Below are 24631 nucleotides of genomic sequence, written 5' to 3' on the forward strand. Positions count from 1 at the left end.
CCGCCCGTCCCAGGGGACGGGCGGGGATCCAGGAGCCGAATCAGGCTTTCTTCGGCGCGGCGGCCGGAGCAGCGGCCTTTGCCACCGTCGGCGACGCCGGCTTCACCTGGCCGTTCGACATGATCGAGCCGAGAACGTCGTTCGAGAAGATCGAGAGACGGCGCGCGATCATCTTGTTGCGGCTCTGGAGCCAGTTGAAGGCGAGCACCGCGGGAACCGCGACGATCAGACCGATGGCGGTCATGATGAGCGCTTCGCCGACCGGACCGGCGACCGTGTCGATCGACGCCTGACCCGAGGCACCGATCTTCACCAGCGCGCGCAGAATGCCGATAACGGTACCGAACAGTCCGATGAACGGCGCGGTCGAACCGACGGTCGCGAGGAAGGCGAGGCCGCTGTTCAGCTTCGAGTTGATGTGGTTCTGCGAACGTTCGAGCGTACCGTGCATCCAGTCATGCGCTTCGACGGGGTCGGTCAGCTTGTTATGCTCTTCGTTCGCGCGGAGGCCGTCTTCGACGACCTGGCGGTAGGCGCTGTTCTTTTCGAGCTTGGAAACGCCATCGGCAAGCGTCGGCGCGCGCCAGAAGGTGGCGTCGACGGTCTTGCCCTGGTTGATCACCTTGTTCTGCTCGAACAGCTTGGTGAACAGGATGTAGAGCGTCCCGACAAACATGATGAGCAGGATGAGGAAGGTGAGCTGCGAAACGATGCCGCCCTCGCAGAGCGCGGGAACCAGACCATAGGGGTTCTGGCCTTCTTCCTTCACGCACATGGATGCGGGCATCAGGCTGAGGCCTGCGTCGTGAGCGGCGGCCGGCGCCGCGGCGGCGGCGTTTGCGATCAGATTAAACATACTGGAAATTCCCTCTCAAAGAATTTGTTCAAATCGAAAAACTTAGGATCGCGTCAGATCAGCGGGGGATCTGCCAACGGATACGATTGCTGTAGGTGCCCCCTGTCGGATTGCCCGCGCGGTCCTTGCCCGGATTGAACCGGGCGCGGCGCGTGATCAGCTTGCAGGTTTCGGCATCGAGGTCGGCGTGACCGCTCGACGACGTAATGTCGCACGAGGTAACGCGGCCATCGACCCCATAGGTCACACGGAATCCGGTCGTGCCTTCGCGCTCTTCGCGCATGGCGCGCGCCGGATAATCGTCGTTCGTCGCCCAGCGCGCCGGGTTGCCGCGTGGCGAGCCGGCCTGGCTGAGATCGGGCGGCGGGGGCGCGGGGGGCGCGGGCGGCGTGAACACGGGCGGCGGCGGCGTCGGCGGCGCCTTCGGCACCGACTGAATCGTGTTCGTCGTGACCGGCGGAGGGATCGGCGACGGCGGCGTCACCACCGGCGGCGGCGGCGGCAGGACATTGTCCGGCGGCGGCGGCGGCGGCGGTTCCTCCGGCGGCGGCGGCTCTTCAACGTCCACCACGTCCAATTTTTCGGCGATCTTCTTGACGATGCTGATGTTCAGGCCGTTGACCAGGCCGTAGCCCAGAACAGCGGTGAACAGACCGACCAAGACGATTGCCACTACCCTGTTTTTAGGGTCGACACTATCACCATAAGCCATTCAGGGACGACGCTCCTTGCTAGATCATCCTGACACCAATTCCCAACCATCGGGACGGTTGCCAAATGCCCGGATGATTTCCGATGCGCTTTCACAGACCCGACGGCACTGCATCCGGCATATTATGTTCTCGCCGGACACTTCGCGCCCGTCCTATCGCGGTGGCGGCACATTCGCAAACCCTTTATCAGCGGTTAATGTGCCCTGTCCCATGATGGGGTTTCCGGCACCGATACCGGTGTCACCGACGATGCGAAAAAATGGAAAGAGGATCGACCATGCGCCTCCCCCACGCCGCCTTCATCGCCGGCGCCCTGACGCTAACCCTTGGAATCCCGAGTGTTTCGGCGATGCAGACGAATGAGCCGGCCACCGGCACCAGTCCCTACAGCTATGCCGACATCGCCGACCTTGCCACCGCGGCGCCGATCGTGCTGCACGCGCGCATCCACCGCGCCGCCGCGCTGAAAGCCGAGCGTGCGCCCGGCGTCGCGCCCGCCCACACGCGATTCTATGTGGAGGCCGACGTCGTGCGCCTGATTCGCGGGAGCGATCCACTGGCCGCACGAATCTCCTATCTGGTCGACCTGCCGGACGACGCGCGCGGCAAGCCCGCGAAGCTGAAGCGCAAGCAGCCGGTCCTGCTCTTTGCCCGTCCCGTCGCGGGCGCCGCCGCCGGAACGAACGACACGGGCAGCGTCCAGCTGGTCGCGCCCGACGCCCAACTGCCGTGGGATGCGGCGACCGAGGCGCGATTGCGTGCGATCCTGACCGAGCTCGTCAAACCCGGCGCGCCGCCCGCGATCACGGGCATCGCCAACGGCTTTCACGTCCCCGGCACGCTGCCCGGCGAGGGCGAGACGCAGCTGTTCCTGAACACGGCGACGGGCGAACCCGTATCGCTGACCGTGCTGACCGCCGCCGACGGGTCGCGGCGCTGGGCCGCGGCCTTCGGCGAGATTGTCGACGGGTCGGCGGCGGTCCCCGCGCGCGACACGCTCGCCTGGTACCGCCTCGCCTGCGGCCTGCCGCGCCAGTTGCCGCTGGACAAGCTGGCGGGCACCGCGCCCGCGGATCGGCGAAAGGCGGCGTCGGATTATGCCGTGGTGCTCGGCGCGCTCGGCGAATGCACGCGAACGCGCAAGCCACCGGAGGGATAAGCCAGGGGATAAAGATCGGCTTCGGCGCGCGAAAGGCGCAGCGGGCTTGTCTCCAGTGGAAAAGCCGATAGGGCGGCGGCAATGACGGGGGCTGCCCCCGCGAGCCCTGGCCTGGAGTCTTTGATCATGTCGTCCCCTGTCGCCCCGCCCGTCCCCCGCCCGCCGCTGCGCGTCGCGCTTGCCGGGATCGGTGTCGTCGGCGGCGGCGTCGTGCGGCTGCTCGAGGCGAATCGCGGGCTGATCGCGCGGCGCGCGGGTCGGCCGATCGAAATCGTCGCGGTGTCGGCGCGCGACCGGCACAAGGATCGCGGCATCGACCTGTCCCCCTATCGCTGGGAAGACGATATGGACGCGCTCGTCGCGGCGGGCGACGTCGATGTCGTCGTCGAGATGATCGGCGGCGCCGACGGATCGGCGCTGACGCTGGCGCGCCGCGCGCTCGGCGCGGGCAAGGCGCTGGTCACCGCGAACAAGGCGATGATCGCGCATCACGGGCTGGATCTGGCGCGAATCGCCGAGGAAAAGGACACGCCGCTGAAATATGAAGCCGCGGTCGCGGGCGGCATTCCCGTCATCAAGGCGATCCGCGAAGGCGCGTCGGCGAACGAGATCGCGCGCGTCTATGGCATCCTCAACGGCACCTGCAATTATATACTGACCCAGATGGAACGGAACGGCGCGAGCTTCGCCGACGCGCTCGCGGCCGCGCAGGCCGAGGGCTATGCCGAGGCCGATCCGACCTTTGACGTCGACGGCATCGACGCCGCGCATAAATTGTCGATCCTCGCCGCGCTCTGTTTCGGGACGCGGCTCGACATCGGCGCGGTGACCGCCGACGGCATCCGGGGCCTGATCGCCGCCGACATCCGCGAGGCCGAAGCGCTCGGCCACCGCGTCCGCCTGATCGGCATGGCCGAACGGGGGGCGACCGGCCTCTACCAGCATGTCCAGCCATGCCTGGTGCCCGCCGACCATCCGCTCGCCTATGTCCCCGGCGCGCTCAACGCCGTGGTCGCCGAGGGCAATTTTGTCGGCCGCCTGTTCTTCGAGGGCGCGGGCGCGGGCGCCGGGCCGACCGCCTCCGCGATCGTCGCCGACATCATCGACATCGCGCGCGACGAATATGGCCCCGCCTTTGCGATGCCCGTCGATGCGCTCGACGCCGCGCCCGCCGCCGATGCCGGCGCGCGCGTCGGCAAACATTATGTCCGCCTGATCGTCGAGGACCGGATCGGCGTGCTCGCCGAGATCGCGGCGGCGATGCGCGACGCGGGCGTGTCGATCGAAAGCCTGATCCAGCGCGGCAGCGAGGATGGCAACGGCGTCGTCATCGTGCTGGTGACGCACGAGGGCCCGGCCCGCGCGATCCATGCGGCGCTCGCGGCGCTCGGCGCGTCGGAGCATGTCGTCGGCGCGCCGATGCACATGCCGATCCTGGCGCTTTGAACTGTCCCTTCCTGCCGTCATCCCGGCGAGGGCCGGGATCTCGCCGGTGCGTCACACCGTAAGGGAGAGATCCCGGCCTTCGCCGGGATGACGAAGTGAGTTGCCGGGATGACGAAGTGGGTTAATGTTCCGGCTCTTCCGAGGGCGGCGGCGTTCCCGTCTCGGGATCGGTGCGTTCCTTCGCCATCTCGTAAAGCGCATTATATTCGGGGCCGGGCGCATAGCGGCCGCCGATCGAGATCCAGTTATAGGGCAGCTTGTCGAGGCTCATCGCCCGCGCTTCGGCGCGCGGCAGCTTCGGCGACGCCTCGCGGCCGACGCCCGCTATCGCGCGCAGTTCGGGAGTCAGCCGGTGGCGTTCGGTGTCGGTGCCGCAGACGGTGATCGTCCCGTCACCGGCAGGCTTGCAGCGCCGGATCGGATCGACAAGCTCCCTGGCATTGGCGACCGCGCTTTCGGCATCGCGCGGCGGCGGCGGCGCGGGCGGCCCCTGCACCTGCGCCCCCGCCGTCACGGGGATGACGCATGAGAGCGCGAAAGCCGCGGCGAATCGGGCGAAGCATTCTCGACAAGCGGGGCGGCGCGCCATATGGCGCCCACCATGCCGAAGGGGCGCAGCAAGTAAAGACGGAGAGTGGCGGAAATGACGAAAAGCGGCAGCAACCTCGACCGGGTGCTCGTGCTCGAAATGGTGCGCGTCACCGAAGCCGCGGCGATCGCCGCCGCCCGGCTGATCGGCCGCGGCGACGAGAAAGCCGCCGACGCCGCCGCGGTCGAGGCGATGCGGGGCGCCTTCAACACGCTCTATATGGACGGCACGATCGTCATCGGCGAGGGCGAGCGCGACGAGGCTCCGATGCTCTATATCGGCGAGAAGGTCGGCAATGCGCCCGGCAAGGGGCCGAAGATCGACATTGCGGTCGACCCGCTGGAAGGCACGACGATCACCGCCAAGGCCGGCCCCAACGCGCTCGCGGTGCTCGCGATCGCCGAGGAAGGCTGCCTGCTCAACGCGCCCGACGTCTATATGGACAAGCTGGCGGTCGGCCCCGGCTATTCGCCCGACATCATCGGGTTCGACAAGAGCGTGCAAGAGAATGTCGCCGCGGTCGCGCGCGAAAAAGGCGTCGCGCCCGAAGAGATTATCGTGTGCGTGCTCGACCGCCCGCGCCACGAGGCGATCATCGCCGAACTGCGAGCGATCGGCTGCGGCGTGGCGCTGATCCCCGACGGCGACGTCGCCGGGGTGATCGCGACGACCAACCCCGACACCAATATCGACCTCTATATGGGGTCGGGCGGCGCGCCCGAGGGCGTGCTCGCCGCCGCGGCGCTGCGCTGCGTCGGCGGCCAGTTCAAGGGCCGCCTGCTGTTCCGCAACGACGACGAGCGGCTGCGCGCCAAAAAATGGGGGATCGACGATCTCGACCGCGTCTATGATCTCGACGATCTGGCGAGAGGCGATGTGATCTTCGCCGCGACGGGGGTGACCGACGGGTCGCTGCTGCGCGGCGTGAAGCGCCGCCGCGGCGGCGTGCTGACCACCGAAAGCGTCGTCATGCGCGCTTCGTCGGGCACGGTGCGCTGGGTGCGCGGCGAGCATCGCGCGGGCTGACCCTTTGCGGGCGCTCATGCGGCCCGGTCGGGCGCGCCGACGCAAGGCTTTGCCTTGGCGCGCCAGCCTTGCTATCGGCGGCCGATAATGGCCAGCACAACCGACGACCTTCCCCCTTCCGACCCCGGCAACAGCATCGATACCCCGTTCGACAGCGCGCTGTCGCAGCGCTATCTCGTCTATGCGCTGTCGACGATCACCGCGCGCTCGCTTCCCGACCTGCGCGACGGATTGAAACCCGTCCACCGCCGCCTGTTGTGGGCGATGCGCGCGATGCGGCTCGACCCGAGCCAGGGTTACAAGAAGTCGGCGCGCGTCGTCGGCGACGTCATCGGCAAGTTCCACCCGCACGGCGACACCGCGGTTTACGACGCGATGGTCCGCCTCGCGCAGGATTTTTCGCTCCGCTATCCGCTCGTCGACGGTCAGGGCAATTTCGGCAATATCGACGGCGATAATGCCGCCGCCTATCGCTATACCGAGGCGCGGCTGACGCGCGTTGCGATCGACCTGATGGCGGGGCTGGACGAAGGCACCGTCGATTTCCGCCCCACCTATAATGGCGAGGATGAAGAGCCCGAGATCATGCCGGGCCTCTTCCCCAACCTGCTGGCCAATGGCGCGAGCGGGATTGCGGTCGGCATGGCGACCAACATCCCGCCGCACAATGCCGCCGAAGTGATCGACGCCGCGCTGCTGCTGCTCGACAATCCGAAGGCCGAGCTTTCGGACCTGCTCACCCATGTCAAGGGCCCTGATTTCCCCACCGGCGGCATCGTCGCGGACAGCGCCGAGACGATCGCGCAGGCCTATGAAAGCGGGCGCGGCAGCTTTCGCGTCCGCGCGCGCTTTTCGACCGGCAAGGATGCGGGCGGCCAATGGGAAGCCGACGGGGTCGAGAAGCTGTCCGGCGGCACCTGGCAGCTTGTCATCAGCGAAATCCCCTATGGCGTCGCCAAGGGCAAGCTGATCGAACAGATCGCGCAGCTGATCGCCGACAGGAAACTGCCGATTCTGGAAGATGTCCGCGACGAAAGCGCCGAGGACATCCGCATCGTGCTGGTGCCCAAGAGCCGCAACGTCGACCCCGATGTGCTGAAGGACAGCCTCTATCGGCTGACCGACCTCGAAAGCCGCTTCGCGCTCAATCTGAACGTCCTCGACGCGACGCGCACGCCGAAGGTGATGGGGCTGAAACAGCTGCTCGCCGAATGGCTCGCGCATCAGATCGTCGTGCTCGTCCGCCGCGCGCAGCACCGGATCGCGAAGATCGACGACCGGCTGGAGCTGGTTGCCGGCTACATCATCGCCTTTCTGAACCTAGACCGGATCATCGAGATCATCCGCACCGAGGACGAACCCAAGCCGGTGATGATCGCCGAGTTCGCGCTGACCGACCGCCAGGCCGAGGCGATCCTCAACATGCGCCTGCGGTCCTTGCGCAAGCTCGAGGAAATGGAGCTGAAACGCGAGCAGGCCGACCTGACCGCCGAGCGCGAGGAGCTGGCCAGGCTGGTCGAAAGCCCGGCGCTGCAACGAAAGCGGTTGCGCGCCGACCTCAAGAAGCTGCGCGACGTCTATGGGCTCGAAACGCGGCTCGGCGCGCGGCGCACGACGATCGCCGAAGCCGCACCAACGCGCGAGATTCCATTGGATGCGATGATCGAAAAGGAACCGGTGACGGTGATCCTGTCGAAGCGCGGCTGGATCCGTGCGCAGCGCGGCCATGTCGCGGAAGGTCAGTGGGGCGAGTTCAAGTTCAAGGAAGGCGACGAGCTGCTCTTCGCCGCCCATGCGCAAACCACCGACAAGCTGTTGATCGCCGCGAGCGACGGGCGCTTTTTCACCGTCGGCGCCGACAAATTGCCCGGCGGGCGCGGATTCGGCGAGCCGCTGCGGCTGATGGTCGACATCGACCCCGACGCGCGCATCGTCGCGATGCTCCCCGCGAGCGCCGAGGGTCGCCTGCTGCTCGCCTCGACGAGCGGACATGGGTTCATCGTCCGGACGGATGACGTCACCGCCGAGACGCGCAAGGGCCGCAACGTCGTCAACCTGAAGCCCAGGGCGACGCTTGCGGTCGTGCGCCCGGTCGCGCCGGGCGACGACAGCGTCGCGGTGGTCGGCGAGAATCGCAAGCTCGTCGTCTTTCCGCTCGCCGAAGTGCCGGTGATGGCGCGCGGCCAGGGGGTGATGCTGCAACGCTATCGCGACGGCGGCCTGTCCGACGCGGTGAGCTTTGTCCTCGCCGACGGGCTGAGCTGGGCGATGGGCGGCGACAGCGGCCGCACGCGCACCGAAACCGATCTGGCGCCGTGGCGCGTCGCGCGCGGCGCGGCGGGACGGATGCCGCCGACCGGTTTTCCGCGCAACAATCGCTTCGACTGAGCGCAAAAGCGCGCTGCCGTAAATCCCTTCTTTACTCCCCGCACCCTAGGCATGGGTAAATGGGGAAAGGTCGCACAAAACCCGCTGTTATGCCTATTGATCGAACCGGCGAAGACCGGCCTTTGTTGTTTGTCGGCTGGATCGACGCGCTGCCGGTGCCGGCCGCGCTGGTCAGGCCGATGGCGCGCGGCAATTTCCGCCTCCACGCGAGCAACGCCGCTTTCGACCGGCTGAGCCTGTCGCCGGTCGGCGCCGACGCGCCGATCGAGCTTCTGCGCGCGGTCGAACGCGCATCGCAACAGCCGGGCGAGGCGCAGGAGTTTTCGTGCCAGCTGGGCGAGGGACCGGCAGCGCGCGACCTGCGCGGGCATATCGGCCCGCTGCCCACCGAAACGGACGACGACGGGCTTTTTCTGCTGACGCTGATCGATCGCACCCAGGAAATGATGACCGAGCGCAACCTGCGCCGCGAACTGGTGTCGGACAGCCTGACCGGCCTGCCCAACCGCGCGGGGTTCGAGGAACTGGTCGAACAGCGCGCGCATGGCGAGGCCTCCGGCGCCGACCATGCCGTGCTGCTGCTCGACCTCGCACGCTTTTCGCGCATCAACGAACATATCGGCCCGATGGCGGGCGACGAGCTGATCATCACCGTCGCGCGACGGCTGAAATCGAGCCTGCGCAGCGGCGATATACTGGCGCGCACCGGGGGCGACGAGTTCGCAATTTCGACGCGAATCGTCGGCGGACGCGCCGATGTGCGCGAAATGGCGCGGCGCATCCGCGGCTGTTTCGACCATCCGTTCCGCATCGGCGAGCTGAAGGTCAGCGTCGATTGCGCGCTCGGCTGTTCGATCCTGCCGACCGACGAAATCGACGTCGCGGACCAGATCCGTCACGCGCAGATCGCGCTCAAGCGCGCGAAACAGACCGATCGCATCGAAATCTATGAGCCCGAAGCGGCGATGCTGTCCGACAACCGCTTCGGACTCGAAACCGAACTGCGCAACGCGATCGAGGAGGATCGGCTGCACCTCGCCTTTCAGCCGCTCGTCGAGATGGCGACCGGGCGCGTCGCGGGGTTCGAGGCGCTCGCGCGCTGGGACAATGGCAGCGGCGTCGCGGTGTCGCCGACCGAGTTCATCCCGATCGCCGAGGATTCGGGGTTGATCGTCCCGCTCGGCCAATGGGCGATCGGCAAGGCGGCGGCAGTGCTCGCCGACTGGGACCGGCAGAACGGCGGACAGATCGTCAACGCCTATTTCTCGGTCAATGTCTCGGCGATCCAGCTGGTGCGCGACGATGTCGCCGGGGTTGTGCGGCAGGCGCTCGAAAAACACGGTATCGGCGGCGAACGGCTGATGATCGAACTCACCGAAAGCGCGATCATCGGCGATCCCGACCTGGCGCTGTCGGTGCTGCGCGAACTGAAGGCGCTCGACGCGCGCGTCGCGATGGACGATTTCGGCACCGGCTATTCAAATCTGGCCTATCTGCAGCGGCTGCCGATCGACGTGCTCAAGATCGACCGCAGCTTCGTCGAGCATATGGTCGACGACCGCGACAAGGTGGCGATCGTCCGCACCATCCAGAGCCTCGCCGAAGTGCTAGGGATGAAAACCACCGCCGAGGGGGTCGAGACGACCGATCAGGCGCGGCTGCTCTCGGCGCTCGGTTGCGACTTCGGGCAGGGATATTTGTTCGCGCGGCCGATGGATGGCGAGGCCGCGCTCGACTATTGGCGGCGGTCGCTCACACGGCCGATCTTCTGATCGACCAGCTCGGCGACGCGCGCGGCGCCGGGAAAATCCTCCGCCACCCACGCCGCCTCCACCGCCTTCAGGATGCGCGCCACTTCCGGCCCCGCGGCGATGCCGCGCGCGACGATGTCGCCGCCCTTCAGCGGCAGCGCCGGAACCTGCCAATCGGCGAGGGCAGGAAGCGCCGCGGGGTCGCCCGCGAGCAGATGCACATCGCGCGCCGCGTCGACGCCGATCGCGTGCGCGAGCTGGCGCACCGGGCGCGCGACATCATGGCGATGGCCGCCAAGCGCGGCGAGATGCTTGCGCTGGCGCGTCGACAGGCGCAAACGGCTCGCCACCTGTTCGGCGATCGCGGCATCGGCCGGGAGCAGCGCGGCGAGGCGGCGGAGCGGCGCCGGCGGGATGCCCGCCGCGGCTTCGCTGGCGAGCAGCCGGTCGAGCGTCGCGGCAAAGCCCGTGTCGAGTTCGGGCAGCAGCACCGCGAAAATGCCGTCACCGTGCATCTGCGCGACGATCGCGCGCGGGTCGGGGAGCGCCAGTATCTTGGTGAGCTCGTCGGCGATGCGCTCGCGCGACAGGCTTTTGAGCGACTGGCGCGCCGCGACGACCGCGGCGTGGCTGGCGGGATCGAGGTCGCCGCGCCCGAAGCGCGCGGCGAAGCGATAGAAGCGCAGGATGCGCAGATGATCCTCGGCAATGCGCGTCGCGGCGTCGCCGATGAAGGCGACGCGCCCGGCCGCCAGATCGGCGAGGCCGCCGAACCAGTCGTCGATTTCGCCGCTATCGGGATCGGCATAGAGCGCATTGATCGTGAAATCGCGCCGCGCCGCATCGCCCCGCCAATCGTCGGCAAAGGCCACCGTCGCGCGGCGGCCGTCGGTCGCGACGTCGCGGCGCAGCGTCGTGATCTCGTGATGATCGCCGCTGGCGATCGCGGTGACGGTGCCGTGCGCGATGCCCGTCGGGATCACCTTGATCCCCGCCGCCTCGAGCCGCCGCGTCACCTCCTCCGGCACCAGCGGGGTCGCAAGGTCGATGTCGGTGACGTCCAGACCCAGCAGCGTGTCGCGCACCGCGCCGCCAACGACCTTGACCGCGCCGCCATCGGCAGCAAGCGCGGCGACGATGCGGCGCAGCCCCGGCCGCTGGCGCCATGCCGCATCGGGCAGGCACGTCACCGGTGCCACCCCGCGGGCAGGCGCCGCGCCAGATTGACGATGATGCCCGCGGTCACGCCCCAGATCCGCCGTCCCTGCCAGTCCATGTCATAATAATGCCGGTCCTGTCCCTGCCAATGCGCGTGCTGGCGCGCATAATTGTCGGGGTCGAACAATATGTCGAGCGGCACCTCGAACCAGTCCTCGACCTCGTCGGGATTGGGGTCGAGCGGCAGGTCGGGCGGGATGACGCCCAGCACGGGGGTGATGCGATAGCCGCTGCCCGACCGATAGGGCTCGGTAACCCCCGCGATCATCACGTCGCGGCGGCTGAGGCCGATCTCCTCCTCCGCCTCGCGCAGCGCGGCGTCGATCGCGTCACGGTCGCCGGGGTCGATCTTGCCGCCCGGAAAGGCGACCTGCCCCGCGTGGCTGCGCAACCATTGCGGCCGCTGGGTCAGGATGACGCCGGGGTCGGCGCGATCGGTGAAGGCGATGAGCACCGCGGCATCGCGCAGCGTCGGCGTGCCCAGATAGGCCTCGTCCTCCCCCGGTCCGGGGAGCAGATTGGCGAGCGCGTCGCGCAATTTGGCGGAGAGCATCAGCGGTCGACCAATGGAAATTGCGCGCCGTTCGACCAGATCGCGATGGGATCGCCGCCCTCCGCCAGCGCGATGTCGGCGAGTTCATAATAGAGCGCCCGGTCAATCCGCGCCTCGAGCCCGTTGCCGATTGCGCCGCGCACATGCAGCCGCGGGTCGGGATGGTCGGGGTCGCGGCCGAAGCTGAGCGGGTGATCGGCGCCCGCGAGTATGAGGTCGTCGGTGTCGAGGCGAAAGATGAGTTTGCGCGTCGCGCCGGCGCCTTCGCTCTTCATCTCGACCGCGCGAAAGGGCGTGTCCTCGACCGCGATGACGAGCTTTTCGGCCGGGGTGACAAGAACATGGCTGCCGTCGGCCTCGCGGCGGAGGATCGTCGAGAAGAGTTTGACCATCGCGGGCCGGTTGATCCGCCCGCCCTCATGATACCAGCTGCCGTCGGCGCGGATTTCCATCGCGCTGTCGCCGGTGCGCTCGGGGTGCCAGCTTTCGACCGGCGGCAGCTTCCGCGCGGCGAGCAGTTCGGCGGCCTCGGCCAACGAGAGCTGCGAAAAATCCTTGGGGAGCGAGGGCGCGAAGCTGACCATCCACCCGACATAGGAATGTGCGGGCACAAGTAAAGCCGCACCTGGAGGAGACGATGGAGACTATCGCCAAATACCATGCCGCGCGACCGACGGAGGGCGCCGGTTTTGGCGGCGCGATCAGGCCGCCCTGGCCGATGCCCGAAGATGGAGACGGCCGGTGGTCGAGATTTCCTATCCTGACAGCGTCGCCATTCCCGCGAGCGCGGGAATGGCGGGCGTTCGGTATGTCCCTTCCCTACCCCTCAGCAGACATATTCAGCGCAGCACGCCATTCGCCGCCTGCGCGCGCGCATAAAGGAACAGCGCGATCACGATCACCCAGATCACCGCGGTAAAGATCATCGGGAACGTCCCGAACATCCGCTCCAGGTCGCCATAGTGCATCCCGAACTGATAGATGCTGCTGATCGCCAGCCCGACGAGCGACAACAGAAAGGCGGTCACCGCATGGCGGCTGCGCGCGAGCAGCAACACCGACCCCAGCACCGATCCCCACACCCCCAACGCCCAGCCGACATTGGCCCAGAGCGGAAAATTATAGAAATACGCCTGCTGTTCGGGCGTGAACGCCGCCATATAGCCGGGATTCTTGAGCTTGGTCATCACATAGTCGAACGCGCCAAAGGCGTTCCACAGCAACGACACGATCCCCACCACCCACAGGTGCAAGGGCGTCTTTACGGCATCCGTCATCATCGTCTCCCCCCTCCAGAAAGATCAGACGAAACTATCACGCTTCGCCGTCGCCAGCAACATGGTGATATAGTCGCGCAATACAGCAATGTTGCGGTCGAAATAGCCGATGTCGCGATAGGTGCGCGCCTGCATCACCGCGCCCTCCATCACCGTCAGCACGAACTCGCCGAGCGCCTTTGCGTCGGTGCCGGGCGGCAGGCGGTCGGCGGCCGCGTCGAAGCAGCGCGCGATCGCCGCGGACCAGTTGGTGAAGTTCGCCGCCATCAACTCGCGCACCACGGGGTCGGGCTCGTGGATTTCGAGCGCGAGGCTGCCGATCGGACAGCCATAGGTGCAATCGGTGACGATCAGATGGGTGCGATACCCGCCAAGCAGTGCAAAGACGCGCTCGATCGGATCGTCGACCCCCGCCCAGTTGGGCGCGAGCAACATCTCCTCGATCCCGTCGCGATAAAGTTCGAGCACGCCGACGAGCACGTCCTGCTTGCCGGGGAAGAAATGATAGAGGCTGCCCGAATGAACCTGGCTGCGCGACAGGATGTCGGACACCGAGGTCGAGAGATAGCCTTTCTCCCAGAACAGCTCCATCGCGGTCGCCAATATGCGCTGGCGTGTATCGGCGGCGTTCATCGCGAACCCTCAGCCCGCACGATCGTAGGCCGCGCGCAGCCAGTCCGCCACCGCGCCCCCCGGCTCCTCGCCCGCGTTGATGCGGATGCGGTGCGAGACCATCGCGTTCCAGCTCCCCGCCAGTTCGAGCCTGCCGACCGGTTCCTCCCCCTTCAGCGCGAGGCCGATGTCGAAGCGATCCTTGGTCGAGGGCATCAGCAGCGCAAACTGCTTCTTGCGGCGGAGGCTGACATAGCCCTTTTTGGGCGCCAGCCCGACATCGCCGCCAAAACCCCGAACCAGCGCCACCAGCCGGTCGTAGAGCGGCCGCCAATGCGCTTTGGCGCCGTCGAACGCGGCATCGACCAGCGCGTCGTCATCCTGCGACAGCGACGACGAGGCATTCGCGGCATGGACGATCATATTGGCATAGCCATGACCCAGCCCATGTTCGGTTTTCAGGTGATTCACCAGCGCCATATGGCCGGCGATCCCGGTGCTGCGCGCGGTGGCCACCCATTCATCCAGCCCCTTGCCCGTCTTGGCGCGCAGGCTTTCGCCCATCTTCGCGAACTCGTCGGCCATCGGCGACCTCCCTCGACAAAGAAGTTGATTGAACATTCAACCAAGGAACTTGTCAAGAGGCTTGGCAAGGCCGCCGGTCGACCCGATATGGGCGCGCATGTGCGTCGTCGCCCTTGCCTACCGCGTCCATCCCGACTGGCCGATCATCCTCATCGGCAATCGCGACGAGTTTCATGCACGCCCCGCCGCGCCGCTCCATGCGTGGGACGACGGCAGTGGCATTGTCGCGGGGCGCGATCTCCAGGCGGGCGGCACGTGGCTCGGCGTCCACACCCAGAGCGGCCGCGCCGTCGTCGTGACCAATGTTCGCGGCGCGATGCCCGATCCGGCGAAGGACTCGCGCGGCGCGATCGTGACCGATCTGCTGAGCGGGCAAGGCCGCTTCGCCGACCCGGCGGCGGCCGACCTCGACCGCTTCAACGCCTTCAACCTGTTTGCGGTCGGCAGCCACGGTCCGCGCCGTTTCACCAACCGGCCGCGGCCGCAGATTTCAAGCCTTGCGCCGGGCGTCCACGCGCTCGCGAACGAACCCGTCGACCGCCCCTGCCCACGCGCGGAGCGGCTGCGCGCCGCGCTCGCGGCGGTGGCGGCGGCGGGCGGCGATCCCGAAGGGCTGCTCGACACGCTGACGGCGGAAGGCAGCCCGGCGCTGTTCCTGATGGGTGAGGTTTATGGCACGCGCGCCTCGACACTGATCGCGGTGGCGACGGACGGCAGGGCCCGGATGGTCGAGCGCCGATATGAAGCGGGCGGCCGCCCCGGTGGAACGACCGCCCTCGATTTTCGGATCGGCGAATGATCTCGTCGTCCCCGCGAAGGCGGGGGTGACGGCCCGCGATTCGCCCGGCGCCTATTTCGGCGCCAGCACCATCAGCATCTGACGGCCTTCGGTGCGCGGGTGCGCCTCGACCTTCGCGACCTCGGCGGTCAGTTCGGCGACGCGCTGGAGCACGTTGAGGCCCAGCTGCGTGTGGCTCATCTCGCGGCCGCGGAACCGCATGGTCATCTTGACCTTGTCGCCTTCCTCGAGGAAGTCGAAGACCTTCTTCATCTTCACATCGAAATCATGGTCGTCGATGTTCGGACGCATCTTGATCTCCTTGATCTCCTGCGTCTTCTGGCTCTTGCGGGCGAGGTTCGCCTTTTTCTGCGCCTCATATTTATACTTGCCGACGTCGAGGAACTTGCACACCGGCGGGTCGGCGTTCGGGGACACTTCAACCAGGTCGAGTCCGACCTCGGCCGCCTGTTCGATCGCTTCGGCAGTCAGCATTACGCCCAGATTTTCGCCTTCCTCGTCGATCACGCGGACTTTCGGGGAGGCGATGAATTCATTGTATCGCGGGCCGTTCTTCGGCGGCAGCGGCGCCATCGGGCGACGGGTCATGGGCGGGCGTATAGCTGTATCTCCTTGATCATTTCACAGGGGCGCGCGGCATCAAGCCGCGGCGCGACCGTTGTTCATATAGTGATCGCGGCGGCGCCGTAAAGGTGGCGGCGGCAATCTGGCGCCGCTTTTCGGCCGACTGTGGCCGCTTGGTCACGCAAGCGCGCGCTCACCATTTGGTCGGCGCGGGGTCGATGACGCGAAAGCCCCCGGCGCCGATCTCGCTCACCTCGAGCGCGCGCTCGGCGATGCCGCGGTTGTTGAAGCGGAAAATGCCGTCGATGCCGCCGAAGCCGTCGGCGGCGAGCAGCCGGTTCACCGGGAAATTGGTCCCCGGCTTCCAGTCGCGCGCGATCCGAACGGTGAGCAGCACCGAATCATAGCCAAGACTCGCCAGCCGGTACGGCGCGCGGCCGAAGCGTGTGCGATATTTGGTCGCGAGCTGGCCATAGAGGCCGTCGGAGACGCTGGCGAACCACGCCCCGCGCATCGCCGCATTGCCCGCGAGCGCGGCGTCGGTGTTCCACAGCTCGGTGCCGAGAATCTGGCGCTCGCCCGCGCCCTTGACCACCGGTACGGCGCGAATGGCGTTGCCGCCGCTGTCGGCGATCAGCACCGCGTCGATCGCGCCCGCATTGGCCAGCCGCCGCGCCGCGCCGGTCAGCGCTGCCGCGCTGCGGTCATAGCTTTCGAGCGCGACGAGCGTGCCCCCCGCCTCGGCCACCGCGGCGCGGAAGGCCGCCGCCGAGCGGTCGCCATAGACATTCCTGGGCACCAGCGCGCCGAAGCGTTGATGCCCCCTGGCGCGCGAAAAGGCGACGATGCGCTCGACCGACTGGCCGGGGACGAACCCCATGATGAAGACGCCATTGCCCGCAACGCTCGTGTCGTTTGAAAAGCTCAGCACCGGGATTTTCGCGCCGCGCGCGATCGGCGCGACCGCCGCGACATCTTCGCTCAGCAGCGGCCCCAGGATCAGCTTGTTGCCGTCGGCGACCGCCTGCCGCGCCGCCGCGGCCGCGCCGAGCGCCGTGTCATAGGTGGTGATGCGCACGCGCTCGGTGCGCGAATCGAGCAGCGCCATCGTCGTCGCATTGGCGATCGCGGTGCCGACATCGGCGTTGGGTCCCGTCTGCGGGACGAGCAGCGCGACGCGGTGGCGGTCGGTGTCGGTGGGCAGGCCGGGGCCGACGCTTTCGCCCGGATCGCTCGGCGGCGGCGGGGTCGCGGGGCCGCCGGTCCTGGGCACGACCTGACACGCGGCGAGCACCCCCGCCAGCGCCACCGCGCCGAGTCCGCGCAGCAATTGCCGCCGCGGCGACGCATCATTTTGGCGCGAGCCGTCATAGCAGTTTGGGGCAGTTTCTGCCATTTTCGGCGTCATGCCAGATTCGACCATCTCAGATTCTCCCTTGCCCGGTCTCTATATCGTCGCGACCCCCATCGGCAACCTCGGCGACATCACCGCGCGCGCCGCGGCGACGCTGGCGTCGGCCGACCTGATCGCGGCGGAGGATACGCGCGTCACCGCCAGGCTGCTGGCGCACCTTGGCCTGCGCGTGCCGATGACCCCCTATCACGACCACAGCGACGACCGCACGCGCGCCGCGCTGGTTGCCCGCATGGCAAGCGAGGTCGTCGTGCTGGTGTCGGACGCCGGAACCCCGCTGATTTCGGACCCCGGTTACAGACTGGTTCGCGACGCGCGCGCGGCGGGGCGGCACGTCACCACCCTGCCCGGCCCCTGCGCCGCGATCGCCGCGATCACCCTCTCGGGGCTGCCGAGCGACCGCTTCCTCTTCGCGGGCTTCCTGCCGAGCAAGACCAAGGCGCGCGCCGACACGATCGCCGAGTTCGCGGGCCTGCGCGCCACGCTGGTTTTCTACGAAAGCGGCCCGCGCCTCGCCGCGGCGCTGGCCGCGCTCGCCGCCGGGCTCGGCAATCGCGAGGCGGCGGTCGCGCGGGAAATTACCAAGCTTTACGAGGAATGCGTGACCGGCCCGCTCGCCGACCTCGCCGCGCGCTATGAAAACGCCCCGCCGAAGGGCGAGATCGTCATTATCGTCGGCCCGCCCGGCGAAGCGGCCGCCGAAGAGGCCGACGACGCGACGCTCGACGCCGCGCTGCACGCCGCCATGGCCGACAAGCCTGTCGCGCAGGCGGCGAAAGCGGTCGCCAAACGCTTCGGCCGCGACCGCCACGAAATCTACGCCCGCGCGCTCGCGCTCAAGGAACAGGCTTGACCCGCGCCGCCGCCGAAGCGCGCGGCCGCCGCGCCGAGCGCCGCGCCGCCTGGTGGCTGCGTCTCCACGGCTGGCGCATCCTGGGCGAGCGGCTGCGCGTCCCCGTCGGCGAGGTTGATCTGGTCGCGCGCCGCGGGCGCACCGTCGCCTTCATCGAGGTCAAATGGCGCGACCGCGCCGCCGACCTCGACCTCGCCATCGATCCTTATCGCCTGCGCCGCGTCGCCGCGGCGGCGGCAATGCTCAGCCCGCGCTTCGCCCGGCCGCACGACGACATACGCATCGACGTGATGCTTCTTGCGCCGCGGCGCCTGCCACGCCATCTGGTCCACGTCTGGCAACCGTGACGGGTGGCAGCAACAACGCTCCATTCCGTCATCCCGGCGAAGGCCGGGATCTCGCCGGTGCGTCCGATTGCGACGACGAGATCCCGGCCTTCGCCGGGATGACGATTCAGGTTAGGCGCGCGGCCTGATGGCGCGCGCTGTGAGGAGAATAAAATGACCCTGCGCGCCGCGGTGCAAATGGACCCGATGGACAATATCAACATCGGGGGCGACAGCAGCTTTCACCTGATGCTGAAGGCGCTCGAACGCGGCTATGACCTCTATCATTACGACGTGCGCGGCCTGACGTGGGAGGCTGGGCGGCTGACGACGAAGGCGCATCACGTGGTCGAGGCAAAGCGCGAGGCGGGCGATCATTACCGCTTTGGCGATTCCCTCACGCTCGACCTCGGCCGCGACGTCGATGTCGTGCTGATGCGGCAGGATCCGCCCTTCGACCTCGGCTATCTCACCGGAACCTGGCTGCTCGAGCGCATCGCGGGCGAAACTTTGGTGGTCAACGACCCCGTGTCGGTGCGCAACGCCCCCGAAAAGATCTTCGTGCTCGATTTCCCCGAATATATGCCGCCGACGATGGTGACGCGCGACTTGGGCGCGGTGAAGGATTTTCAGGCGCGCCACGGCGCCATCGTCATCAAGCCGCTGCACGGCAACGGCGGCAAGGCGGTGTTCCGCATCGACGCCGACGGCGGCAACCTCGGCGCGCTCGTCGAGCTGTTCGGACAGGTGTGGCCCGAACCCTTCATGGTCCAGCAATTCCTGCCCAGCGTTGCCCAGGGCGACAAGCGCATCGTGCTCGTCGATGGCGAGGTCGCGGGCGCGATCAACCGCAAGCCCGGCGAGGGCGAGTTCCGATCGAACCTCGCGGTCGGCGGTTATGCCGAAGCCGCCGACCTCACGGCGCGGGAGCAGGAAATCTGCGCCGCGCTCGGCCCCGCGCTCAGGGAACGCGGGCTGATCTTCGTCGGCATCGACGTGATCGGCGGCGAATGGCTGACCGAAATCAACGTCACCTCGCCCACCGGGATCGTCGCCATCGACCGTTTCAACAACAGCGATACCGCCGGCATGATCTGGGACGCAATCGCGCGGCGGATCGGCGGATAGCGTCATTGCGAGGACCCCGGACTTGATCCGGGGGACGAAGCAATCTCCAGCTATCGCTTGTGTGCTGCGCAAGCTGGAGATTGCTTCGCTTCGCTCGCAATGACGGCTAGAGATCGTCCAAACCCGATAAGGAAACCCCATCTCCCATGACCGACTTCATCCTCGATCTCATCCATTCGTGGGGCTACCTCGGCATCGCGATCCTGATGTTCCTCGAAAATGTGTTCCCCCCGATCCCGTCGGAGGTCATCATGAGCCTCGGCGGCGTGATGGTCGGACAGGGGCGCTTCGATTACTGGACATTGGTGGCGTTCGCGGTCGCGGGCACGACGCTCGGCAACTGGGTCTGGTACTGGATCGGCCGCTGGTACGGCTATGAACGGCTGAAGCCGCTCGTCGACCGCTACGGCCGCTGGCTGACGCTCGACTGGGACGAGGTCGAAAAGCTGCACGACTGGTTCATCCGCTATGGCTCGGGCATTGTCTTCGTGATGCGCTTCATGCCGATCGCGCGAACGATGGTGTCGCTGCCCGCGGGGATGGTCGCGATGAACCAGGCCAAGTTCCTGGTCTGGACCGCCGCCGGCTCGACGATCTGGATCGCCGCGCTCGCCGGCGCGGGCAGCTGGTTCGGCCGCCAGTTCGCCGAGGTCGAACGCTTGATCGGCCCCGTCGCGCTGATCGCCATCGGCTCGATCATCCTGCTCTACATCTATCGCGTCGTGACGTGGAAGCCGAAAGTGCGCGAGGATTGATATCGGCTTGCGGCGAAGGCGGGGCGACGGTCAATTGGAACGTCCGCTTCGCACTCCCGAGGCCGATCTTCCGGGGTCACTCCGCCCGCGGATGCGCGCTCCGGTAAATGTCGAGCAGATGCGCCGCGTCGACCGCGGTATAAACCTGCGTCGACGCGAGGCTGGCGTGGCCGAGCAGTTCCTGCAGGCTGCGCAGGTCGGCGCCGCCCGCGAGCAGGTGCGTCGCGAAACTGTGGCGCAGCGCGTGCGGCGTCGTCCGCTCGTGCAGTCCCAGCGCGCGCCGCGCCGACCGCACGCTGGCGCGCACCACGCCGGGCCGGAGCGGCCCGCCGCGCGCGCCGAGGAACAGCGGCGTCTCTTTCGCGATCGGCCAGGGGCACGCCGCGACGTAACGCGCCACCGCCTTTGCCACCGCGGGCAGCACCGGAACGATCCGCGTCTTGTTTCGCTTGCCGGTGACGCGCAGCGTCTCGCCCAGCGGCAGCGCCGCGCCGGTCAGCGCCAGCGCCTCGCCGATGCGCAGCCCCGCGCCATAGAGCAGCAGCAGCAGCGCGAAGTCGCGCGCGCCGACCCAGGTTTCGCGCGCATTTTGCTCGACATCCTGCGCCAATCGCATTGCTTCGGCGGGCGAAACCGGGCGCGGCAGGCCTTTTTTGACGCGCGGGGCGCGCATCTGCGGGACGCTGGCGCCCGATCCGCCGACGAAGCGCAGGAAGGTGCGCAGCGCGCTGAGTTCGCGCGCCGCCGACGCATTGCCCAGCCCCTCGGCCCGGCGGTCGGCGAGATAGGCGCGCAGGTCGTTGGCGGTCAGCGCCTTCAGCATCGCCGCATCGACCGCGCCGCCGCGATGCCGCGACAGAAAGGCACAGAAACGCTCCGCGGTCGCGATATAGGCGCGGCGCGTATGCTCCGACCGGCGCTTCTCGTGCGCCAGATGGGCGTCCCAGTCGCGGATCAGATGTTGCGGCAAAACGGCTCCTCTCAATCCGCTCGTGTCGAGCGAAGTCGAGACACCCATCGACGTGGCACAAGGCTGCGGGGCATCTCGACTTCGCTCGATGCAAGCGGGTTTGGCGAGCCTAACCCGTCCGCACCACTTCGGAAAGGATCGAGTCGAGCAGCAGGATTCCCGCATCGGTGACGCGCAGCCGATCGCCGTCCGCGACCATCAGCCCCTGTCCCGCCAGCCGCGCCGCCGCGCCCGCATCGACGAACGCCGCACGCCCCAGCTCGCACCGCGCCTCGATGCGCGCCAGATCGACGCCTTCGGTCAGCCGCAGCCCCATCAGCATCGCCTCGGTCGCGCGCTCGTGCGCGGGCAGGTCGCTCTCGACCTTCAGCCCGTGGCCGTTGCGCGCCACCGCGGCCGTGAAGTTTTCGGGCTTCCGGTGGCGCTCGGTCGCCTGCGCGAGCCGCCGCCCGTGCGCTCCCGGCCCGACACCCGCATAATCGCCGTAGCGCCAATAGGAGAGGTTATGTCGGCTCTCTTCGCCCGGCCGCGCATGGTTCGACACTTCATAGCGCGGCAGGCCCGCGGCGCGCGTCATCGCCTGCGTTGCGTCGAACAGGTCGGCCGCGGCGTCGCCGTCGGGAATCACAAGCTCGCCCCTTGCCGCGAGCGCCCAGAAGCGCGTCCCCGGCTCGATGGTCAGCTGATAGAGCGACAGATGGCCGGTGCCGAAGCCGAGCGCGTCCGACAGTTCGCTTTCCCATGCCGCCAGCGTCTGCCCCGGCCGTGCATAGATGAGGTCGAAGCTGACGCGCGCAAAATGCTCCTGGGCCACCGCGATCGCCCGCCGCGCCTCATCCTCGCTGTGCGCGCGGCCCAGAAAGGCAAGCGCCTCCGCGTCAAAGCTCTGGACGCCCACCGACACGCGGTTGATCCCCGCCGCCGCCAGGTCGGCAAAGGCCGCGATTTCGACCGAATTGGGGTTCGCTTCGAGCGTGATCTCGCAATCGTCCGCCAGCCCCCAGCTTGCGGCGGCTTCGGCAATCACCGCCGCGACCGTCGCCGGCGGCATCAGGCTGGGCGTCCCGCCCCCGAAAAAGATCGACGTCACGGTCCGCCCCGGCAGCAACGCCGCCTCGTGCCGCAAATCGGCGATCAGGGCGGCGCGCCAGACTTCCTGATCGACGCTGTCGCGGACATGGCTGTTGAAGTCGCAATAGGGGCATTTGCTGACGCAAAAGGGCCAGTGAACATAGAGGGCGAGCGGTTCGGGCATGGGGGGCCTATAGCGACGATCCTCCACCACCGTCATGCTGAACTTGTTTCAGCATCCATGGCCCGCATTCGCATTCTGTGCTGCGCCTGGCGGCGGGGTCTGGCCATGGCCCCTGAAACAAGTTCAGGGTGACGAAACCCCCAAGATGCGAGTATCACAAAACCCCCGCCACCAGCTTCGCAAAGGCATCGGCACGGTGGCTGATCCGATGCTTTTCCGCGGGGTCGATCTCCGCAAACGTCAGCACATTCCCGACCGGAACGAACACCGGATCATAACCGAAGCCCAGCTTGCCGCGCGGTGGCCATGTGAGGCTTCCGTCCGCCCGGCCCTCGAAAACCTCGGCATGACCGTCGGGCCAGGCGAGCGCGAGGGTGCAGACGAAGCAGGCGCTGCGGTCGACGCCCGGTCCCTGTTCGGCAAGCAGCCCTTCGACCTTGCCCATCGCCAGATACCAGTCGCGACCGGGATTGCCCTCGAACCACTGCCGTTCGGCCCAGTCGGCGGTGTAAACGCCCGGCCGCCCGCCGAGCGCGTCGACGCACAGCCCACTGTCGTCGGCGAGCGCAGGAAGCCCGGACGACGCCGCGCTCGCATGGGCTTTCAACAGCGCATTCTCGCGAAAGCTCGTCCCCGTCTCCTCGGGTTCAGGCAGGCCGAGATCGCCCGCCGACACCGGATTGATTCCATAAGGTTCGAGCAGCGCCCGAATCTCGCGCACCTTGCCTGCATTATGGCTGGCGATCACGAGCTTGCCGGGGGCGAGTTTGCGGAAAGTCGTCAAATCAGTCGTTCCAGATAATCCGCGAGCGACTTGAGTGCCGCGTGGCGGGCTTTCCATGCCCGATCGGCTTGGGTGTTGCGAGTAAGGGTCGCCACCGAAACGACAAACATCACGGGCGCGAACACGCCTGCCACCGCGCTGCCGATCGTCAGTCCCCAGTCGACCACACCGCGCCAATTGGCGTTCTTCTGATAACGAACCAGGCGCCCCGCATAGCGCGCCATATGCGTACGCAACTGCTCGCGCTCGCTGTGGGTCAACGCTTCGGGGTCGGGGAGCTGCCGCAACCATGGCCCGATCCGGCCGAGAAAATAGTCCAGCTGCCAATCGCCATCGCCGGGCAGGAATGGGAAATTGGCAAGCCAGCCATTCCACTCGTCGCTGGCGGTCAGAAAACCCCGAATCGCTATGTCGGGCGGTTCATCATCCATCGCCGGACCGACGAAGGGCCTGTATCTCGATTTGCAGGAATCGATGCTCGATATCGATCAACTCGCGTTGCCGACGATAGTTTGACCAGCCTATCCATCCGGCGATCGCCAGCGACAGGCCCGCCAGCGTCAAACGTCCATCGGCGTCGATGGCCGCGGCCGATAGCGACGACCAGCCCCCGAAATCGGTCACCGCAAGCAGGCCAAGCGCCACAACAACCAGCGTCCAGCGGACGATATGGACGAAGACCACCGAAGCGGTTTCGGCGCGCATCAACCGCTGCTCTTGCGCGACCAGTTCGGCAAATGCCTCGCTCTGTGACAAATCGACCATGGCTTATGTCCTATCACGCGCGCACGGGGTGGCAAAACGCTTTCAGCGCCCCACCGCCTTCGCCTGCGCCGCGAAAATCTCGCCGCAGCCGATGCGCGCGAGGCGGAGCAGGCGGAGCAGGCCTTCCTCGTCATAGGTCGCGCCTTCGGCGCTCGCCTGAACCTCGACGATCCGTCCCTTGCCCGTCAGCACGAAATTGCCGTCGGCCTCGGCCACCGAATCCTCGTCATAATCAAGGTCGAGGACGGGCGTGCCGTTGTAGATGCCGCATGAGATCGCCGCGACGCTGTCGACGATCGGGTCGTCGGCGATCAGCTTTGCCTCGATCAGCTTGTCGACCGCGAGCCGCAGGGCGACCCAGGCGCCCGAAATGGAGGCGGTGCGCGTGCCGCCATCGGCCTGGATCACGTCGCAGTCGATGACGATCTGGCGCTCGCCGAGCTTTTGCATGTCGACAACGGCGCGCAAGCTGCGGCCGATCAGCCGCTGGATTTCCTGTGTCCGCCCGGACTGCTTGCCCTTCGCCGCCTCGCGGCTGCCGCGCGTATGCGTCGCGCGGGGCAGCATCCCATATTCCGCGGTGACCCAGCCCTGCCCCTTGCCGCGCAGGAAGGGCGGCACCTTCTCCTCGACACTGGCCGTCACCAGCACCCTGGTGTTGCCGAAACTGACCAGCACGCTCCCCTCGGCATGGATGGTGAAATTGGTTTCGATGGCGATGGAACGCATCTGGTCTGCCGCGCGGCCGGACGGGCGCATGAATCTTTTCTCCTCGTGAAGCTGTGCCGCGGCGCTTAGCGGCGCGCGGGGGGATTGGCCAGAGCATAGCTTGCTCTTGCCGCACC

At 67.5% G+C, this 24631-nt stretch carries 27 protein-coding genes; 10 read left to right on the forward strand and 17 right to left on the reverse strand.

Features of this window, described 5'->3' with window-relative positions:
• Window positions 1–40: 40 nt before the first annotated feature.
• Window positions 41–856, reverse strand: a complete 816-nt coding sequence (locus tag SPYCA_RS13080) for a MotA/TolQ/ExbB proton channel family protein (protein WP_172595072.1) — start codon at window positions 854–856, stop codon at window positions 41–43.
• 58 nt (window positions 857–914) lie between these two features.
• On the reverse strand, window positions 915–1568 hold the full coding sequence (locus SPYCA_RS13085; RefSeq protein ID WP_120221056.1) for an energy transducer TonB: 654 nt from the start codon (window positions 1566–1568) through the stop codon (window positions 915–917).
• A 350-nt stretch (window positions 1569–1918) separates the two neighbouring features.
• Here SPYCA_RS13085 and SPYCA_RS13090 point away from each other — a divergent pair, with 350 nt between their 5' ends.
• Window positions 1919–2728 carry a hypothetical protein gene (locus SPYCA_RS13090; protein WP_172595073.1) on the forward strand — a complete coding sequence of 270 codons (810 nt, stop codon included), beginning with the start codon at window positions 1919–1921 and terminating at the stop codon, window positions 2726–2728.
• Window positions 2729–2854: 126 nt separating this feature from the next.
• Complete coding sequence (locus tag SPYCA_RS13095) at window positions 2855–4174, forward strand: homoserine dehydrogenase (RefSeq protein ID WP_120221059.1); 1320 nt, start codon at window positions 2855–2857, stop codon at window positions 4172–4174.
• A gap of 121 nt (window positions 4175–4295) precedes the next feature.
• On the opposite strand, the gene SPYCA_RS13100 is transcribed toward SPYCA_RS13095, so the two are convergent.
• Window positions 4296–4688, reverse strand: coding sequence for a hypothetical protein (locus tag SPYCA_RS13100; protein WP_232003305.1), 393 nt, complete (start codon window positions 4686–4688; stop codon window positions 4296–4298).
• A 129-nt stretch (window positions 4689–4817) separates the two neighbouring features.
• On the opposite strand from SPYCA_RS13100, the gene glpX reads away from it, so the two are divergent.
• From glpX to SPYCA_RS13115, 3 genes are all read left to right on the forward strand, one after another.
• Entirely contained in the window at window positions 4818–5789 is a 972-nt protein-coding gene (gene glpX, locus SPYCA_RS13105) for a class II fructose-bisphosphatase (protein ID WP_120221063.1), read from the forward strand.
• A gap of 87 nt (window positions 5790–5876) precedes the next feature.
• A complete protein-coding gene (parC, locus tag SPYCA_RS13110; RefSeq protein WP_120222336.1) occupies window positions 5877–8177 on the forward strand; it encodes a DNA topoisomerase IV subunit A in 2301 nt (766 codons plus the stop codon).
• 89 nt (window positions 8178–8266) lie between these two features.
• Window positions 8267–9949 carry a putative bifunctional diguanylate cyclase/phosphodiesterase gene (locus SPYCA_RS13115; protein WP_232003307.1) on the forward strand — a complete coding sequence of 561 codons (1683 nt, stop codon included), beginning with the start codon at window positions 8267–8269 and terminating at the stop codon, window positions 9947–9949.
• Here the strand turns inward: SPYCA_RS13115 and SPYCA_RS13120 are convergent.
• The 6 genes from SPYCA_RS13120 to SPYCA_RS13145 form a co-directional block, all read right to left on the reverse strand.
• Window positions 9913–11118 (reverse strand): CCA tRNA nucleotidyltransferase, encoded by a 1206-nt coding sequence (locus tag SPYCA_RS13120; protein WP_120222337.1) that lies wholly within the window; start codon window positions 11116–11118, stop codon window positions 9913–9915. The two genes, SPYCA_RS13115 and SPYCA_RS13120, sit on opposite strands and share 37 nt — an antisense overlap.
• Entirely contained in the window at window positions 11115–11699 is a 585-nt protein-coding gene (locus tag SPYCA_RS13125; RefSeq protein ID WP_120221067.1) for a CoA pyrophosphatase, read from the reverse strand. The genes SPYCA_RS13120 and SPYCA_RS13125 overlap by 4 nt, the downstream gene beginning before the upstream one ends.
• On the reverse strand, window positions 11699–12283 hold the full coding sequence (locus SPYCA_RS13130) for a DUF1285 domain-containing protein (RefSeq protein WP_120221069.1): 585 nt from the start codon (window positions 12281–12283) through the stop codon (window positions 11699–11701). The genes SPYCA_RS13125 and SPYCA_RS13130 overlap by 1 nt, the downstream gene beginning before the upstream one ends.
• Window positions 12284–12538: 255 nt before the next feature.
• Window positions 12539–12979, reverse strand: a complete 441-nt coding sequence (locus SPYCA_RS13135; RefSeq protein ID WP_232003308.1) for a hypothetical protein — start codon at window positions 12977–12979, stop codon at window positions 12539–12541.
• Between the two features lie 21 nt (window positions 12980–13000).
• Window positions 13001–13609: a TetR/AcrR family transcriptional regulator gene (locus tag SPYCA_RS13140; protein WP_120221071.1), complete on the reverse strand. Its 609-nt coding sequence runs from the start codon at window positions 13607–13609 to the stop codon at window positions 13001–13003.
• A 9-nt stretch (window positions 13610–13618) separates the two neighbouring features.
• On the reverse strand, window positions 13619–14173 hold the full coding sequence (locus SPYCA_RS13145; RefSeq protein ID WP_172595074.1) for a DUF4287 domain-containing protein: 555 nt from the start codon (window positions 14171–14173) through the stop codon (window positions 13619–13621).
• A 97-nt stretch (window positions 14174–14270) separates the two neighbouring features.
• On the opposite strand from SPYCA_RS13145, the gene SPYCA_RS13150 reads away from it, so the two are divergent.
• Window positions 14271–14972: an NRDE family protein gene (locus SPYCA_RS13150; protein WP_120222339.1), complete on the forward strand. Its 702-nt coding sequence runs from the start codon at window positions 14271–14273 to the stop codon at window positions 14970–14972.
• Window positions 14973–15023: 51 nt separating this feature from the next.
• On the opposite strand, the gene infC is transcribed toward SPYCA_RS13150, so the two are convergent.
• The gene (gene infC / locus SPYCA_RS13155) at window positions 15024–15560 is read right to left on the reverse strand and encodes a translation initiation factor IF-3 (protein ID WP_041382939.1); all 537 of its coding nucleotides are present in this window, start codon (window positions 15558–15560) and stop codon (window positions 15024–15026) included.
• 169 nt (window positions 15561–15729) lie between these two features.
• A complete protein-coding gene (locus tag SPYCA_RS13160) occupies window positions 15730–16866 on the reverse strand; it encodes a penicillin-binding protein activator (protein WP_120222340.1) in 1137 nt (378 codons plus the stop codon).
• 76 nt (window positions 16867–16942) lie between these two features.
• Here SPYCA_RS13160 and rsmI point away from each other — a divergent pair, with 76 nt between their 5' ends.
• From rsmI to SPYCA_RS13180, 4 genes are all read left to right on the forward strand, one after another.
• Entirely contained in the window at window positions 16943–17803 is an 861-nt protein-coding gene (rsmI, locus tag SPYCA_RS13165; RefSeq protein ID WP_120221075.1) for a 16S rRNA (cytidine(1402)-2'-O)-methyltransferase, read from the forward strand.
• A complete protein-coding gene (locus SPYCA_RS13170) occupies window positions 17800–18150 on the forward strand; it encodes a YraN family protein (RefSeq protein WP_120221077.1) in 351 nt (116 codons plus the stop codon). Before rsmI ends, SPYCA_RS13170 begins: the two co-directional genes overlap by 4 nt.
• A 153-nt stretch (window positions 18151–18303) precedes the next feature.
• Window positions 18304–19257: a glutathione synthase gene (gshB, locus tag SPYCA_RS13175; RefSeq protein WP_120221079.1), complete on the forward strand. Its 954-nt coding sequence runs from the start codon at window positions 18304–18306 to the stop codon at window positions 19255–19257.
• 146 nt (window positions 19258–19403) lie between these two features.
• Window positions 19404–20012: a DedA family protein gene (locus SPYCA_RS13180; RefSeq protein ID WP_120221081.1), complete on the forward strand. Its 609-nt coding sequence runs from the start codon at window positions 19404–19406 to the stop codon at window positions 20010–20012.
• 76 nt (window positions 20013–20088) lie between these two features.
• On the opposite strand, the gene SPYCA_RS13185 is transcribed toward SPYCA_RS13180, so the two are convergent.
• The 6 genes from SPYCA_RS13185 to rph form a co-directional block, all read right to left on the reverse strand.
• Window positions 20089–20982 carry a tyrosine recombinase XerC gene (locus SPYCA_RS13185; RefSeq protein ID WP_120221083.1) on the reverse strand — a complete coding sequence of 298 codons (894 nt, stop codon included), beginning with the start codon at window positions 20980–20982 and terminating at the stop codon, window positions 20089–20091.
• A 109-nt stretch (window positions 20983–21091) separates the two neighbouring features.
• Entirely contained in the window at window positions 21092–22237 is a 1146-nt protein-coding gene (hemW, locus tag SPYCA_RS13190; protein ID WP_120221084.1) for a radical SAM family heme chaperone HemW, read from the reverse strand.
• Window positions 22238–22391: 154 nt separating this feature from the next.
• Entirely contained in the window at window positions 22392–23021 is a 630-nt protein-coding gene (rdgB, locus tag SPYCA_RS13195; protein ID WP_120221086.1) for an RdgB/HAM1 family non-canonical purine NTP pyrophosphatase, read from the reverse strand.
• Window positions 23018–23452 (reverse strand): hypothetical protein, encoded by a 435-nt coding sequence (locus SPYCA_RS13200; protein WP_120221088.1) that lies wholly within the window; start codon window positions 23450–23452, stop codon window positions 23018–23020. The genes rdgB and SPYCA_RS13200 overlap by 4 nt, the downstream gene beginning before the upstream one ends.
• Window positions 23445–23726, reverse strand: coding sequence for a hypothetical protein (locus SPYCA_RS13205; RefSeq protein ID WP_146625137.1), 282 nt, complete (start codon window positions 23724–23726; stop codon window positions 23445–23447). The genes SPYCA_RS13200 and SPYCA_RS13205 overlap by 8 nt, the downstream gene beginning before the upstream one ends.
• 102 nt (window positions 23727–23828) lie before the next feature.
• Entirely contained in the window at window positions 23829–24545 is a 717-nt protein-coding gene (gene rph / locus SPYCA_RS13210; protein WP_120221092.1) for a ribonuclease PH, read from the reverse strand.
• Window positions 24546–24631: the final 86 nt, after the last annotated feature.

Origin of the sequence: Sphingopyxis sp. FD7 (genome assembly GCF_003609835.1) — a bacterium.
Classification (GTDB): domain Bacteria; phylum Pseudomonadota; class Alphaproteobacteria; order Sphingomonadales; family Sphingomonadaceae; genus Sphingopyxis.

What these genes read in the sequence shown, in the direction of transcription:
- SPYCA_RS13080 (WP_172595072.1), bottom strand. Translation starts at nt 856, where the DNA reads ATGTTTAATCTGATCGCAAACGCCGCCGCCGCGGCGCCGGCCGCCGCT.
- SPYCA_RS13085 (WP_120221056.1), bottom strand. Translation starts at nt 1,568, where the DNA reads ATGGCTTATGGTGATAGTGTCGACCCTAAAAACAGGGTAGTGGCAATC.
- SPYCA_RS13090 (WP_172595073.1), top strand. Translation starts at nt 1,919, where the DNA reads ATGCAGACGAATGAGCCGGCCACCGGCACCAGTCCCTACAGCTATGCC.
- SPYCA_RS13095 (WP_120221059.1), top strand. Translation starts at nt 2,855, where the DNA reads ATGTCGTCCCCTGTCGCCCCGCCCGTCCCCCGCCCGCCGCTGCGCGTC.
- glpX (WP_120221063.1), top strand. Translation starts at nt 4,818, where the DNA reads ATGACGAAAAGCGGCAGCAACCTCGACCGGGTGCTCGTGCTCGAAATG.
- parC (WP_120222336.1), top strand. Translation starts at nt 5,877, where the DNA reads ATGGCCAGCACAACCGACGACCTTCCCCCTTCCGACCCCGGCAACAGC.
- SPYCA_RS13115 (WP_232003307.1), top strand. Translation starts at nt 8,267, where the DNA reads ATGCCTATTGATCGAACCGGCGAAGACCGGCCTTTGTTGTTTGTCGGC.
- SPYCA_RS13125 (WP_120221067.1), bottom strand. Translation starts at nt 11,699, where the DNA reads ATGCTCTCCGCCAAATTGCGCGACGCGCTCGCCAATCTGCTCCCCGGA.
- SPYCA_RS13130 (WP_120221069.1), bottom strand. Translation starts at nt 12,283, where the DNA reads ATGGTCAGCTTCGCGCCCTCGCTCCCCAAGGATTTTTCGCAGCTCTCG.
- SPYCA_RS13135 (WP_232003308.1), bottom strand. Translation starts at nt 12,979, where the DNA reads ATGATGACGGATGCCGTAAAGACGCCCTTGCACCTGTGGGTGGTGGGG.
- SPYCA_RS13140 (WP_120221071.1), bottom strand. Translation starts at nt 13,609, where the DNA reads ATGAACGCCGCCGATACACGCCAGCGCATATTGGCGACCGCGATGGAG.
- SPYCA_RS13145 (WP_172595074.1), bottom strand. Translation starts at nt 14,173, where the DNA reads ATGGCCGACGAGTTCGCGAAGATGGGCGAAAGCCTGCGCGCCAAGACG.
- SPYCA_RS13150 (WP_120222339.1), top strand. Translation starts at nt 14,271, where the DNA reads ATGTGCGTCGTCGCCCTTGCCTACCGCGTCCATCCCGACTGGCCGATC.
- infC (WP_041382939.1), bottom strand. Translation starts at nt 15,560, where the DNA reads ATGACCCGTCGCCCGATGGCGCCGCTGCCGCCGAAGAACGGCCCGCGA.
- rsmI (WP_120221075.1), top strand. Translation starts at nt 16,943, where the DNA reads ATGCCAGATTCGACCATCTCAGATTCTCCCTTGCCCGGTCTCTATATC.
- gshB (WP_120221079.1), top strand. Translation starts at nt 18,304, where the DNA reads ATGACCCTGCGCGCCGCGGTGCAAATGGACCCGATGGACAATATCAAC.
- SPYCA_RS13180 (WP_120221081.1), top strand. Translation starts at nt 19,404, where the DNA reads ATGACCGACTTCATCCTCGATCTCATCCATTCGTGGGGCTACCTCGGC.
- hemW (WP_120221084.1), bottom strand. Translation starts at nt 22,237, where the DNA reads ATGCCCGAACCGCTCGCCCTCTATGTTCACTGGCCCTTTTGCGTCAGC.
- SPYCA_RS13200 (WP_120221088.1), bottom strand. Translation starts at nt 23,452, where the DNA reads ATGGATGATGAACCGCCCGACATAGCGATTCGGGGTTTTCTGACCGCC.
- SPYCA_RS13205 (WP_146625137.1), bottom strand. Translation starts at nt 23,726, where the DNA reads ATGCGCGCCGAAACCGCTTCGGTGGTCTTCGTCCATATCGTCCGCTGG.
- rph (WP_120221092.1), bottom strand. Translation starts at nt 24,545, where the DNA reads ATGCGCCCGTCCGGCCGCGCGGCAGACCAGATGCGTTCCATCGCCATC.